Source organism: Frankia sp. Hr75.2, assembly GCF_949319125.1.
In the GTDB taxonomy this organism is placed as follows: Bacteria; Actinomycetota; Actinomycetes; order Frankiales; family Frankiaceae; genus Parafrankia; species Parafrankia soli.
Map to the genome: position 1 here is coordinate 45995 of NZ_CASGGV010000288.1, position 12741 is coordinate 58735.

11 protein-coding genes are annotated in these 12741 nt (G+C 74.2%); 7 read left to right on the forward strand and 4 right to left on the reverse strand.

The features are described from left to right. Window positions 1–194 precede the first annotated feature (194 nt). Window positions 195–1793 carry an MFS transporter gene (locus tag AC559T_RS20380; RefSeq protein WP_498869754.1) on the forward strand — a complete coding sequence of 533 codons (1599 nt, stop codon included), beginning with the start codon at window positions 195–197 and terminating at the stop codon, window positions 1791–1793. A gap of 73 nt (window positions 1794–1866) precedes the next feature. Here AC559T_RS20380 and AC559T_RS20385 read toward each other — a convergent pair whose 3' ends face one another. After that, the gene (locus tag AC559T_RS20385) at window positions 1867–2634 is read right to left on the reverse strand and encodes a hypothetical protein (protein ID WP_498869755.1); all 768 of its coding nucleotides are present in this window, start codon (window positions 2632–2634) and stop codon (window positions 1867–1869) included. A gap of 858 nt (window positions 2635–3492) precedes the next feature. On the opposite strand from AC559T_RS20385, the gene mbhE reads away from it, so the two are divergent. From mbhE to mnhG, 6 genes are read left to right on the forward strand one after another with little or no spacing between them, the layout of a single operon-like run. After that, window positions 3493–6483 (forward strand): hydrogen gas-evolving membrane-bound hydrogenase subunit E, encoded by a 2991-nt coding sequence (gene mbhE, locus AC559T_RS20390; protein ID WP_498869756.1) that lies wholly within the window; start codon window positions 3493–3495, stop codon window positions 6481–6483. Continuing rightward, a complete protein-coding gene (locus tag AC559T_RS20395; RefSeq protein ID WP_498869757.1) occupies window positions 6480–7046 on the forward strand; it encodes a Na(+)/H(+) antiporter subunit C in 567 nt (188 codons plus the stop codon). The genes mbhE and AC559T_RS20395 overlap by 4 nt, the downstream gene beginning before the upstream one ends. Next, window positions 7043–8614 carry a Na+/H+ antiporter subunit D gene (locus AC559T_RS20400; protein ID WP_112106607.1) on the forward strand — a complete coding sequence of 524 codons (1572 nt, stop codon included), beginning with the start codon at window positions 7043–7045 and terminating at the stop codon, window positions 8612–8614. The genes AC559T_RS20395 and AC559T_RS20400 overlap by 4 nt, the downstream gene beginning before the upstream one ends. Further along, complete coding sequence (locus AC559T_RS20405) at window positions 8611–9222, forward strand: Na+/H+ antiporter subunit E (protein ID WP_112106606.1); 612 nt, start codon at window positions 8611–8613, stop codon at window positions 9220–9222. Before AC559T_RS20400 ends, AC559T_RS20405 begins: the two co-directional genes overlap by 4 nt. After that, the gene (locus AC559T_RS20410; RefSeq protein WP_020462681.1) at window positions 9222–9488 is read left to right on the forward strand and encodes an MrpF/PhaF family protein; all 267 of its coding nucleotides are present in this window, start codon (window positions 9222–9224) and stop codon (window positions 9486–9488) included. The genes AC559T_RS20405 and AC559T_RS20410 overlap by 1 nt, the downstream gene beginning before the upstream one ends. Then, entirely contained in the window at window positions 9488–9850 is a 363-nt protein-coding gene (gene mnhG / locus AC559T_RS20415; protein WP_018500178.1) for a monovalent cation/H(+) antiporter subunit G, read from the forward strand. Before AC559T_RS20410 ends, mnhG begins: the two co-directional genes overlap by 1 nt. A gap of 51 nt (window positions 9851–9901) precedes the next feature. Here the strand turns inward: mnhG and AC559T_RS20420 are convergent, their stop codons facing one another. The 3 genes from AC559T_RS20420 to AC559T_RS20430 all read right to left on the reverse strand — a co-directional run bounded on the left by AC559T_RS20420 (window position 9902) and on the right by AC559T_RS20430 (window position 12692). Then, on the reverse strand, window positions 9902–10825 hold the full coding sequence (locus tag AC559T_RS20420) for a proteasome assembly chaperone family protein (protein WP_020462680.1): 924 nt from the start codon (window positions 10823–10825) through the stop codon (window positions 9902–9904). A gap of 225 nt (window positions 10826–11050) precedes the next feature. Further along, a complete protein-coding gene (locus AC559T_RS20425; RefSeq protein ID WP_498869758.1) occupies window positions 11051–11803 on the reverse strand; it encodes a DUF1707 SHOCT-like domain-containing protein in 753 nt (250 codons plus the stop codon). A gap of 76 nt (window positions 11804–11879) precedes the next feature. Next, on the reverse strand, window positions 11880–12692 hold the full coding sequence (locus tag AC559T_RS20430; RefSeq protein ID WP_071061612.1) for a polysaccharide deacetylase family protein: 813 nt from the start codon (window positions 12690–12692) through the stop codon (window positions 11880–11882). Between the last annotated feature and the right edge of the window lie 49 nt (window positions 12693–12741).

A 12741-nucleotide genomic window follows, 5' to 3' on the forward strand; every position in this document is an offset into this window, starting at 1 on the left:
TGTGCATACTCCACGTCGCCAACTGGACACGTAGCGAAGCTGGCGAGTTTCCGACAGGGGTGCGGCGCGCATCACGACCCGCTCGGCGCGCGCGGACCCGCTCGGCGCGGGGCGGATCCGCCCGGCGGGACGCGCGGACACGCACGGCGGGATCGAGGTGAGCGCGAGGCCCGTGCCCGGGGAGGATGACCGGCGTGCCCGCTGACCCCGACGCCCACGCCCACGCGGTGCCGGCGGGACGGGCCGGCCGGCGGGAGTGGACCGGGCTGGCCGTCCTCGCGCTGCCCACGCTGCTGCTGTCGCTGGACCTGAGCGTTCTCTACCTCGCGCTGCCCGGCCTCACCGAGGACCTGCGGCCCAGCGCCACGCAGCTGCTGTGGATCACCGACAGCTACGGCTTCCTGATCGCCGGCTTCCTGGTGACCATGGGAACCCTCGGCGACCGCGTGGGCCGGCGCCGCCTCCTGCTCGCCGGCGCGGTCGCGTTCGCGCTGACGTCCGTGCTGGCGGCCTGGGCGACGAGCCCGACGATGCTGATCGCCGCGCGGGCCCTGCTCGGGATCGCCGGTGCCACGCTCATGCCGTCCACCCTCGCGCTGATCAGCAACATGTTCACCGACGAACGGCAGCGGTCCACCGCGGTCGCCGTCTGGATGAGCTGCTTCCTCGCCGGGATGGCGGCCGGCCCGGTGCTCGGCGGCCTGCTGCTGGAGTACTTCTGGTGGGGTTCGGTGTTCCTGCTCGGCGTACCGGTCATGGCGCTGCTGGTCGTGACGGCGCCCGTGCTGCTGCCCGAGTACCGGCACCCGGGGGAGGGCCGCCTCGACCTGGTCAGCGCGACGATGTCGCTGCTCGCCGTCCTCGCGGTCGTCAACGGGCTCAAGGAGACGGCGGCGGGCGGTCCGGGCCCGGGTGCCGGCGGGTCGGTCGCGGTCGGGCTGCTGGTCGGCTGGCTGTTCATCCGCCGCCAGCGCGGCCGGGCCGACCCGTTCGTGGACGTCGGCCTGTTCGCGAACCGGTCGTTCACGGCCGCGCTCGGGCTCATCCTGTTCGGCGCGTTCGTCATGGGCGGGATCAACCTGTTCGTGACGCAGTACCTGCAGCTGGTCGCGGGACTCACCCCGCTGCGGGCCGGCCTGTGGCTGGCGCCGGCGACGCTGGCCGTCATCGGCACGAGCCTGGCCGCCCCGGTGGCGGCGCGGTGGATCGGCGCGGGGCGGGTGGTCGCCGCCGGGCTGGGGGTGAGCGCCGTCGGCCTCGCGATCCTCACCCGGGCCGGCGATGGCGGGCTGATCCTGCTGGGGTTCGGGTTCGTCCTGGTCTTCCTGGGTGTCGGACCGCTGGGCGTGCTCGGCACCGATCTGGTGGTCGGATCAGCGCCGCCCGCGCGGGCCGGGTCGGCGGCATCGCTGTCGGAGACGGGCAGCGAGCTGGGCGTGGCCCTCGGGGTGGCGCTGCTCGGCAGCCTGGGCACGGCAGTTTATCGGCACCGCCTCACCGCGGCGATCGACGTCGGGAGCCCGGCCGGGGGCGCGGGCCAGCCGGCGCCGGCTGGCCAGACTGGTCCGTCGGCCGTGGTGGCCGATGCCGCCCGTGACGGCCTCGCCGGCGCAGCGCGGGTGGCGGGCTCACTCCCGGATGGCGGGACCGCCGTGCTGGAACCGGCCCGCGACGCGTTCACCGCCGGCCTGCACGCCGTCGCCGCGGCGGGATGCGCGCTCGCGGTCCTGTTCGCGGTGCTTTCGGTCGTGCTGTTCCGAGACGGCGCCGGTGGCGGTGGCGGTGCCCGGTAGCGGTGCCCGGTAGCGGTGCCGATCGTGCCTTTTCCGGGCCGTCGGAGAAGCTGAACCCTTTTTGCGCCGTAACCTAATCGGAGGCCGGCCCCGGGCGGTTTCCGGTGACAACGCCGCCGCCGCGGTCGGCATGGTCGTGCGCGGCCGCCGTGACCGGATCGGCATTTCCCGGCGGCGCTGCGGAAACCGTGGAGGGTTCTGTTCCCGTCACCGCCGCACCGGCCATGGCAGGAGAGATGAATGACCTGGTGGTGGGCGGTGTGGGTGTCCCGTTCGCGACGCTCGCCGGGGTGCGCGCGGCCGGGTGCCGGCTGGCCCGCACGCCCCGACGCGTGCGCCCCCAGGGCTTGAGCGTCGAAAGGAACGTGGCGGTGATGAACATCGCGTTCATCAGGCAGGCACCCGTGATGATCGCGGCCGTGGGCGCGGTGTAGTCGACGTTTCCGTCCGCTGTGGCATGGCCCGCGCGCACGATCATGGTGCGCATGAAGGCGGCCGCGAAGAGGACGGCGACCACCGTGATCGCCAGTTTGGTCACGACCCACCAGTGGTGCAGCAGACCCCAGCGGGTGCGCAGCGAGATCGCGATCCCCGTCGCGAGGGTCAGCAGCGCCAGCGGAATGTTGAGAGCCCGGTCGAACACGTGCATGAGCTCATAGGCCGGATGCCGGATGTCGCTGTCGAGGGACGCGGTGATGGCGAGCGCGAGCTGGCCCAGTGCGACGCCGTTCCACCCGACGCTCACCAGGACGTGCGCGGTTAACAGAATCTGACGGGCGACCCGCCGCTGCCTGCGGGGTCTCGCCGGGGGCCTGGCGGTTGCGATCGCGGTGGCAGTCATGCCGGCGACTCCGGATGTCGGATGGATCAAGCCAGAAAGTGCTATCGCGGAGCGGTGGCGCCGTCGTATGTCACCCGGCTACCCCGAACGAACGGAAATCACAATACATGGCACGAGAGGGCTAGATACCAACCTTTCGAGGTCAGGTCCGGATCGTGCCAGCGGGGCCGGCATTCCGAATTGGGAATGGCTCGCGGAGACGAATCCGCTGGTCGGAGGCTCGGCAGCGGTTCGGGGCGGCCGTCGGCGCGTGGCGGGCCGCCTCGGATGTCCCGGCCGGCGGCCCCAGCTTCGCTACGCACTGTCACTTGGGGCTTGGGTGCGTTGAACCATGTACGGTCTGACAGAGTGGGTGAATGCGGTCGGGGTGCTTTCGGTACACCAGCCTGGGCCCGCCATTCGTGACGCTGCGTGAGAATTGTGGCGCGGCTCTCCCGTTCGCGCCGGCCGCCTGGTGGCCAGAGCACGGTCGCCGCGGCGGGGCACCGGCGGTGGGAGCGGCGGTCGCGCAGAGACCGCTGTGATCGTCCCTGGAGCCGCCGTCGGCCTGCCCATCCGGCGGGTGCGGCCGCCCCCGCGGCGGCCCGGGACGGCCGTCGGCGCGCGGCGCGCCCACCGGCGCGGGACCCGTGCTCAGGCACACGCCCGGCTCGTGCGGTGCCGCCGGCTCGTGCCGTGTTGCCGGGCGGCGCGAGGCGACAGTCGGGCGGGCGGTCGCGGTCGCGGTCGGGTGGCGAGCGACACGCGGCAGGGCAGCAGGCAGCAGGCGCGACGTGACAACTCGACACGAGCAGGGGGTGCGGACCGGATGGCCAGACCGACGGGACTCTCAGGGAGCGGGCGCGAGCGGAGTGCCGCGTGTTCGCCGCCGTAGTCGCCCACCTTGTTCTCGCCGCGGCCCTGCCCGCGCTGACCGGCCGGCTGGGCCGCACGGCCTTCCTGCTCGCGGCCGCCGCGCCGGCAGCCACGTTCGGCTGGCTGGTGGTCCGGATACCGGCCGTACTCGACGCGGCCACGGCCGCGCCGTCCGCGCTGGCCACACCAGCCGCGGCTGGTGTGGCTGCCGCGACGGCCACGACGGCCGCCGTCGGAGGGCACGGCGCCCCCGCCGGTGACCTGCTGGTCGAGACCCTCACCTGGGCGCCGACCGTCGAGCTGGAGATCGTGTTCCGGCTCGCCCCGCTGGCACTGCTGATGGCGCTGCTCGTCACCGGCGTCGGCGCGGCGGTGCTGGTCTACTCGTTCGCCTACCGCGCGCCGCACGCGGCCGACGGCGGCGTGCCCGTGCCGGGCTCGGCCGGGCCGGGCCGGGCGAGCGCCGCGCTGCTCGCGTTCGCGGGCGCGATGCTGGGGCTGGTCCTGGCCGACGACCTGTTCACGCTCTACCTCTTCTGGGAGCTCACCACCGTCTTCTCCTTCCTGCTGATCGGGCAGGACGGCGTGAGCGCCCCCGGCCGGCGGTCCGCCGTCCAGGCATTGCTGATCACCAGCGTCGGGGGCCTGGCGATGCTGTTCGGCTTCGTCCTGTTGGGGCAGGCGGCGGGCACCTACCGGATCTCGCGGATCGTGGCGGCGCCGCCGTCCGGCGCGGTGGTCACCGCGGCGCTGGTGCTCGTCCTGCTGGGCGCGCTGACAAAGTCGGCCCAGATCCCGTTCCACTCCTGGCTGCCGGCCGCGATGGTCGCGCCCACCCCGGTCAGCGCGTACCTGCACGCCGCGGCGATGGTGAAGGCCGGGGTGTTCCTCGTGGCGACGCTGACCCCGGCCTTCGCCGGCGTGGTGGGCTGGCAGGTACCGGCGGTGGCCCTCGGCGCGGCGACGATGCTGCTCGGCGGCCTGCGCGCGCTGGTGCAGACCGACCTCAAACGGCTGCTCGCCTTCGGTACCGTCAGCCAGCTCGGGTTCCTCACCGCGCTGGTCGGGTTCGGGTCGCGCACCGCGGCGCTGGCCGGTGCCACGCTGATCCTCGCGCACGGGCTGTTCAAGGCCGCGCTGTTCATGGTCGTCGGCATCGTCGACCACCAGGCCGGGACCCGTGACCTGCGGGACCTGTCCGGCCTGTGGCGGAGCGTCCCGGTGGTGTGCGGGGGAGCCGTCCTCGCCGCCGCCTCGATGGTCGGGCTGCCGCCCTTCCTGGGCTACCTCGGCAAGGAGGCCGCCTTCGAGGCGCTCGTCCACGGCGGGGCCGGCGAGCTGGCGCTGCTCGCCGTGTTCGTGGCGGGCTCCTGCCTGACCACCGGGTACGCGCTGCGCTTCCTGTGGGGTGCGTTCGGCGCGCGGCCGGGCGCGCCGCCGAGCGCGGTCGCCCGTCCGGCGGCGGTGTTCGTGGCGCCGGTGGTGGTGCTGGCGCTCGCCGGGCTCGGCCTGGGGATCGCGCACCGGGGCGTCGACCGCCTCGTCGCCGCCTACGCCGACGCCTTCCCCGCCGGGGCCGCCCGCTACCACCTCGCGCTCTGGCACGGGCCGGGCTGGCCGATCGCGCTGTCCGCCGTCGCGGTCGCCGGGGGCGTACTGGTCTTCGCCGTGGCGGCGCGGGCGACAGCGCCGATGACACCGGCGACGGCGATGCCAGGGCGGCCGCGGTGGCTGCCGCCGCCCCTGCCGGATCTCCTGGACGCGCAGCGCGGCTACGAGCGCGCCGTGCGGGCGCTGGACTGGTCGGCGGTCGCGGTCACCGGCCGGCTGCAGACCGGCTCGCTGCCGGTGTACCTCGGCGTCATCCTGCTCACGGTGCTCGCGGTGCCGGGCACCGCGCTGGTCACCGGGGCCTCCTGGCCCGACGACCTGCCCTGGTGGGACTACCGCATCCAGCTCCCGCTCGCGGTGGGCATCCTGCTCGCCTCGCTGGCGGTCGTCCGCGCCCGCAGCAGGCTCACCGCGACGCTGCTGCTCGGCGCGGTCGGATACGGGATCGGCGCGCTGTTCGTCGTCGACGGCGCGCCCGACCTCGCGCTGGCCCAGTTCCTCGTCGAGACCCTGTCGCTGATCGTTTTCGTCTTCGTGCTGCGGCGGATGCCGGTCCGGTTCTCGACGGCCGACCGTTCGTCGCCGCTGCGGTTGCCGCGGATCGCCGTCGCCGTCGCCGTCGGGGTTTTCGTGGCCGGGTTCGCGATCGTGACCAGCGGCTCGCGCGCCGGGATGGCGCAGCCGAGCCGGGAGTTCATCGCACGCTCGCCCGGCGAGACCGGGGCGACGAACGTGGTGAACGCCATCCTGGTCGACTTCCGGGCGTTCGACACCCTCGGCGAGATCGCGGTGCTCGCGGTGGCCGCGCTCGGTGTGGCCTCGCTGCTGCTGCTCGTCCGCACCCCGCAGGGGCGCACGATCGACCAGCTGCTCGGCCCGGCGGACCGACGGGCCGAGGAGCCGGTGCGGGCACGGTCGGTCCTGCTGGAGGTCACGACCCGGGCGGTGTTCCCGGTGGTGCTCGTGTTCTCGCTGTACCTGCTCTTCGCCGGCCACACCAGGACGGGGGGCGGCTTCTCCGGCGGGCTCGTCGCCGGCCTGGCGTTCGTCCTGCGTTATGTGGCGGGACGGCGCCGCCGGGTGGGCGCGGCCGTCCCGGTGGTGCCGACCGCGGTGATCGGCACCGGGCTGGTGACCGCGGCGGCCGCGGGGCTCGCGCCCGCGCTGCTCGGCGATCCCGTCCTGGAGAGCTATGTGTTCAAGGGTGATCTGCCGGTCCTGGGTCACGTCGAGCTGGTGACGAGCCTGTTCTTCGACGTCGGGGTCTACCTGCTGATCATCGGCGTGGTGCTCGAGCTGCTGCGCACGCTCGGCACCGCCGTCGACAAGGAGGCCGACGCCGAGATCGAGGCGGGCCGCGAGCGCGTGGACGAGATCGCATGAGCCCGGTGAACCTGACCTCGGCCCTGGTGGTCGGCGGCCTCTACACGGCCGGGACCTACCTCCTCCTGCAACGCTCGCTCATGCGCGTGCTCATCGGGCTCGTCCTGCTCGGGCACGGCACGAACCTGCTCCTGCTGCTCGTCGGCGGGGAGAGCGGCCAGCCGCCCATGGTCGGCTCGGCCCGGCCCGAGGACATGTCGGACCCGCTCCCGCAGGGCATGGCGCTGACCTCGATCGTCATCACCTTCGCGCTGACGACCTTCCTGCTCGCGCTCGCGTACCGGGCGTGGACCCTGCTCGGGGACGACGAGGTGCGCGACGACATCGAGGACGCCCGCATCAGCCGCCTGGAGTCCGGCGGATCAGCACGTCCCGGGCAGGCGGGACCGCCCGGGACAGCGGGACAGCCCGACGGGGACGACGGAGCGGGACAACTCGGCGGGGGACCGGCCGACGGGGCCGAACAGTCCGACCGGGAGGACCGGGAGCCGCCGCGCGAACCGGGTGAGCTCGCCGTGCCCGGCCTGCTCGAGCGGTGCGACGCCTACGGACGGCGCCCGTGAGCGTCCTGGCGGTTCTCCCGGTCGTGGTGCCCCTGCTCGCCGCCGGCGCCGTGCTCGTCCTGCGCGGCCGGGTGCGGGCGCAGCGGATCCTCGCGCTCCTGGTGGTCGCGGGCGTCGTCGCCGACGCGGTGGCGATCGTCGTGATCGCCGACACCGACGGTCCGCTGGTCGCGAACCTGGGCGGATGGCCGGCGCCGATCGGCATCACGCTGGTCGCGGACCGGCTCTCCGGCCTGCTGCTGCTCACCTCGGCCGTCGTCACCTTCGCGGTGCTCGCCTACGCGATCGGCCAGGGCGTCACGGAGGACACCCGGCGCGGCAACAGCTCGATCTTCCAGTCGGTGTACCTGGTCCTGGTCGCCGGTGTGGCGCTCGCGTACCTCACCGGCGACCTGTTCAACCTGTTCGTCGCGTTCGAGGTCATGCTGGTCTCGTCCTACGTGCTGATCACGCTCGACACCACCCCGGGGCGCATCCGTGCCGGCATGACCTACGTGATCGTCAGCATGACGTCGTCCCTGCTGTTCCTCACGATGCTGGCGCTGGTCTACGCGGCGACCGGGACGATGAACCTCGCCGACCTGTCGGGGCGGGTCGGCGAGCTGCCGGAGGGCCTGGCCGGGGCGCTCGGCCTGCTGGCCCTGGTCGTCTTCGGTATCAAGGCGGCGGCCGTCCCGCTGCACTTCTGGCTGCCGGACAGCTACCCGACGGCACCGGCGCCGGTCACGGCCGTCCTCGCCGCCCTGCTGACCAAGGTCGGCGTGTACGCGCTGCTGCGGACGCACACCCTGGTGTTCGCGCACGACGGGGTGTGGGTGCTGCTGCTGGTCGCCGCGGTGGTCACGCTGCTCGTCGGCGCCCTCGGCGCGCTCGCCCAGGACAACCTGAACCGGATGCTGTCGTACCTGCTGGTGAGCCACATCGGCTACATGCTGTTCGGCCTGTCGCTGTTCACCGTGATCGGCCTCACCGGTGTGATCATCTATATGGTGCACCACATCGTGGCGCAGGCCGCGCTGTTCCTGGCCAGCGGACTGATCACCCGGTACGCCGGGACGTCGGTGCCGCGGCGCATGGGCGGGCTGGCGGCCGCCGTGCCGGCGACGGCGGTGCTCTTCGCGCTGCCGGGGCTCAGCCTCGCGGGCATCCCCCCGTTCTCCGGCTTCGTCGCGAAGCTGACCCTGCTCGAGGCCGGGTCCGGGGTCGGCACCTGGCCGGTTTACGCCGCGGTCGCCGCCGGCCTGGTCACCAGCCTGCTGACGCTCTACGCGATGGCCCGGGTGTGGACGCTGGCCTTCTGGGGATCGCGCCGGGCGAGCGTGCCCGACCCGGAGCCCGCGGACGACCTGGTGGTCGGGACGGAGCGGGTGAACCGCCCGATGATCCTGGCGACCGGTGGGATCGTCGCCGTCGGGCTGGCCGCCGCGGTGTTCGCCGGCCCGCTGGCCGCGCTGAGCCAGCGGGCCGCGGACGATCTGCTTGAGCCGTCGGGCTACGTGGAGTCCGTGCTTCCGGGCGCCGTCCCGGTGGGGCTCCCGCGGGCCGTTCCGGCAGGGGCCGGCCGATGAGCCGCCGGAGCGCCGGGCCCGAGCCGGCCGCCCGCGTGTTCCGTCGGCCCGGCCGGTTGCTGTGGCTGTGGGCGGTGTGGATGCTGCTGTGGGGCAGGCCCACCCCGCTGGCCGCGCTCAGCGGGCTGCTCGTGGCGGCCGTGGTGCTCGCCGCCTTCCCGCTCCGCCCGGTCGCCCCGGGGGCACGGTTCCGGCCGCTGCCGGCGCTCGCCCTGCTCGGCCACCTCGTCGCCGACCTCGTCCCGTCCGCGGTGGCGGTGGCCTGGCAGATGGTCCGGTACGGCCCGCGGACGCGCTCGGCGATCGTCGCCGTGCCCCTGGGCGCGACGTCGGAGGTGGTGTCGACGCTGACCGCGAACGCCGTCTCGCTCGCGCCCGGCGCGTTCGTGCTGGAGATCGACCACGAGGCCGGTGAGCTGTACGTCTACGCGCTCGCCGCCGGCGACGAGCAGGCGGCCGACCGTACCCGCGCGACCGTGCTCGGCCTGCAGCGCCGGGTGCTGGCCGCCTTCGGCGCCGCAGCGGACGTCCCCGCGCCCGGCCGTCGCCGTCGCGGCGCGCGCGCCGGCACAGATGACGCCGAGGTACCCGACCGGGAGGCACGGTGATGACCACCGTCTACACGATCACGTTCGTCCTGCTCGCCGTGGCCGGGCTGCTCACCCTGGCCAGGGCGCTGGCCGGGCCCACCAACCTGGACCGCATCGTCGCCCTCGACGTTCTGGTGATCCTCATCGTCGCGGGTGTCACGGTCGAGATCGGGATGCGCAACGAGGGCTGGAACATCGCGCTCGTCGCGGTCGTCGCGCTGCTCGGCTTCCTCGGGTCGCTGACCGCGGCCCGACTGGTCGAGCGGCGTGGGACAACCCGCTGATGGCCCGCCAGGTGATCTCCGCGGTGCTGCTGCTGACCGGCGCGCTGTTCTGCCTGCTCGGCGCCTGGGGCCTGCTGCGGTTCCCGGACGTCCCCTCCCGGCTGCAGGCGGCCACCAAGCCCCAGACGGTCGGCCTGGTGTCGATCCTGCTGGGCAGCGCCGTCCAGCTCGCGCCCCGCCACGCCGCCGGGCTGCTGCTCGTCGCGCTGCTGCAGCTCGTCACGGCGCCCGTGATCGCCCAGCGGGTCGGCCGGGCGGCCTACCGCACCGGCCGGTTCCGCCACGACCTGCTGGTCGTGGACGAGCTGGCCCGGCGCCGGGGCGGAGTCGCCAGCCCGGGCCAGGCCGCCGAACACCGGTGACACCCGCCAAGCCCGCCCGGGCCGGGCGGCCCGGCCCCGCCAGCCGGCGGCTCAGGTCGGCTGCGGCCCGCCCGGTTCGCTCTGTTCGGCGAGGAAGCGCTCCAGCGCCGCGCCGAGCTCCTCGCCGGTCGGCAGCGGTTCGGAGTCGTCGACCACCGGCAGGTGCTCGCCCTCGCGGCCGCGGTGGAACGCGTCGTACTGCTCCTCGATCGCTTTGACCACGTCGGCGGCCTCGCCGCCGCGCGCGATCTGGCTGTCGACCTCGCCCCGCACCTCCAACGCGGCGGAACGCAGCCCGTCCAGCGGCAGGAGCAGCCCCGTGGACTTCGAGACGGAGCTGAGCAGCGCCTCGGTCGCGGCCGGATAGGTGGCCTGCGCGAGGTAGTGCGGGACGTGCGCGGCGAAGCCCATCGCATCCGCCCCGGACCGGCCGATCTCGTACTCGAGCAGGTGCCCGGCGCTGCCGGGTACCGACAGCCGCCGGACCCACGGCTCGTACCCGACGAGCAGTTCCTTGCGTGTCGCGTGCGCGGTGACCCCGCACGGACGGGTGTGCGGCACGGCCATGGGGATCGCGTTCAGCCCGACCGACATGCGGACGCCCAGCTCCGCCATGACCGCCTGGACGGCCTTGGTGAAGCGCTTCCAGTGCAGGTCCGGCTCGGGGCCGCAGAGCAGCAGGAAGGGCGTGCCGGCCTCGTCGTGGAGCAGCTCGATGGCCAGGACGGGATCGTCGTAGCTTTCCCAGTGGTCCTCGTAGAAGACCATGGGCGGGCGCCGGGAGCGGTAGTCCATGAGCTGGTCGACGTCGAAGGTGACGATCCGCTCGTGCTGCAGCGCCGTCGTCAGGTGCTCGCTGGCGAGCCCGACAGCGCCACCCGCGTCGACGACCCCGGTCATCGCCTCGATCAGTACCGGGCGGCCGAGGTCGTCCAGGTCGCTCCTGATCTCGTAGAGCTCTCTGGGGTCAAGCATCGGTCGTGCCCTCCCTCACCGATCTGGTCCGCGGCGGTCCGCGGTGACACCCTGGCACTAGGAAGTCGCCGTGGCGGTCCCGCATTCCGACTCCGCCGGGGCAGCTCCGATGCGCATGATCGAGAATACCAACGCCCACCCTCGCCCCGGCGGAAATAGTGCCGTACGAGCGGCGTGGCGCCATCGTGCCTGCTATGTCGTGATCGCGTCTCTCGGGATCGCGGGTCACCGCCCGGTCAGCGACCCGCTGCTCACCCGGACGTCGCCGATCAGGCCGGCCAGCCGCAACCGCAGCCGGGGGGTTCCCGGGCGTTCCGAGACCATGGCCAGCTCCAGGTGCCGGTCGCCGAGCACGACCAGACCGCTCATGTCGACCTCCATCCCGTCCGGGACGCTGATGGTGAGATCGCCGATCAGCGAGATATAGAGAATGTCGAGCACGCCGTCGGTCACGGCATCCTCGTCCATCAGCGCACCGCGCAGATCCAGCGTCCAGTCGCCGAGCAGGTTGACTATCACCGTCCGCCGGGGCATCCGCCAACGGCCGAGCCGCCGTCCGTCGCCGAGAATGTTGACGATCGTCGACGACGAGCGCTGGATGCCGACCCGCGGCGGGACGATGCCGGCCCCGGCCTGCGCCAGCTCCTCCGCGGTCTGGGCGGCCCAGGCGCTCCCGACCCGCTCGCTGAACTCGTCCAGGGTCAGCCGCCCGTCGCCGCAGGCCGCGCGCAGGTGGTCGGCGGTCGCCTGCCGGTCGGCGTCGGTGATCGGCGCGGACGGGCCGTGGCGCGGGCCGGCGCTCTTCGCCTTGCCGACGCCGAAAGCGGGCCCGGAAGCGGGCCCGGAAGCGGGCCCGGGAGCGGGGCCGGTGCTGCCGGCGGGGCCGGCCTCTGCCGGACTGCCGGCCTGGCTCGGACGGACCGGCGCGGCGTCGTCGCCGGTCGCGGGAGCCGGGCCGGGATCGGGTGAGTCGGGCATGTCCCGACCGTAGCGGCCCACCCACCCGGCGCGAAGCCCGCCTCGGACCCGGCGACGGACCGGCCGGGAACCGGTCTCACAGGGAGGTGAAGGTAAAGCTCCGGCCCCTGGCCCGCAGCGCCGGCAGGACCTGGCGAAGCGCCTCGACGGTCTGCGATCGATCGCCGCCGCCGTCGTGACACAGCAGGATGTCGCCCGCCCGGGCGCCGGTCAGCGTCCGCACGATCGAGGCCACCCCGGGCCGGGTCCAGTCGCGCGGGTCGACGCTCCAGCCGACCGGTGTCAGGTGCTGCGCGGCCGCGGCGGCGAGGACGGCCGGCGACCAGTCCCCGCCGGGCGACCGGAAGTACCGGGGAGCGACCCCACCGGCCGCGGTGATGATCGCCTGGGCCGCGGAGATCTCCCGGGCGACGGTCGCGGCGGAGCCGGCGCCGAACGGCGTCGGATGGTCGAGCGAGTGGTTGCCGACCGTGTGCCCCTCGGCGAGGACGCGCCGGACCAGCTCCGGGTGGGCTTTCGCCTGGACCCCGATGACGAAGAAGGTCGCGCGGACACCGTTGCCACGCAGCACCTCCAGGATCCGCGGCGTCCAGACCGGGTGCGGTCCGTCGTCGATGGTCAGCGCGATCGCGTTCGCCGGCGCCGCGGGCCGCGCGCCGCGGACCCGGCTCACCGCGCCCGACCGCCTGCCCGCCGCGGGGGCGGCCAGGGCCGGGTCGAGCGCGCCGAGTGCCGTGAGGCCGGCCGCTCCCGCGATCGACCACCCCAGCAGCCGTCGCCGGGACGGCCCGCCCGCCCGGCCGCCGCCGGCCTCACCGCCCGCTTCGCCCCCGGCCTCGAAACCGCCCCTGGCCCCGAAACCGTCCCCGGACGAGGGCCGCACGCTCATGGCGAGACCTCACCGTTGCGACTGGAGCGGACGCGGCACGTACGGCTGA

What these genes read in the sequence shown, in the direction of transcription:
- AC559T_RS20385 (WP_498869755.1), bottom strand. Translation starts at nt 2,634, where the DNA reads ATGACTGCCACCGCGATCGCAACCGCCAGGCCCCCGGCGAGACCCCGC.
- AC559T_RS20395 (WP_498869757.1), top strand. Translation starts at nt 6,480, where the DNA reads ATGAGCCCGGTGAACCTGACCTCGGCCCTGGTGGTCGGCGGCCTCTAC.
- AC559T_RS20405 (WP_112106606.1), top strand. Translation starts at nt 8,611, where the DNA reads ATGAGCCGCCGGAGCGCCGGGCCCGAGCCGGCCGCCCGCGTGTTCCGT.
- AC559T_RS20410 (WP_020462681.1), top strand. Translation starts at nt 9,222, where the DNA reads ATGACCACCGTCTACACGATCACGTTCGTCCTGCTCGCCGTGGCCGGG.
- mnhG (WP_018500178.1), top strand. Translation starts at nt 9,488, where the DNA reads ATGGCCCGCCAGGTGATCTCCGCGGTGCTGCTGCTGACCGGCGCGCTG.
- AC559T_RS20420 (WP_020462680.1), bottom strand. Translation starts at nt 10,825, where the DNA reads ATGCTTGACCCCAGAGAGCTCTACGAGATCAGGAGCGACCTGGACGAC.
- AC559T_RS20425 (WP_498869758.1), bottom strand. Translation starts at nt 11,803, where the DNA reads ATGCCCGACTCACCCGATCCCGGCCCGGCTCCCGCGACCGGCGACGAC.
- AC559T_RS20430 (WP_071061612.1), bottom strand. Translation starts at nt 12,692, where the DNA reads ATGAGCGTGCGGCCCTCGTCCGGGGACGGTTTCGGGGCCAGGGGCGGT.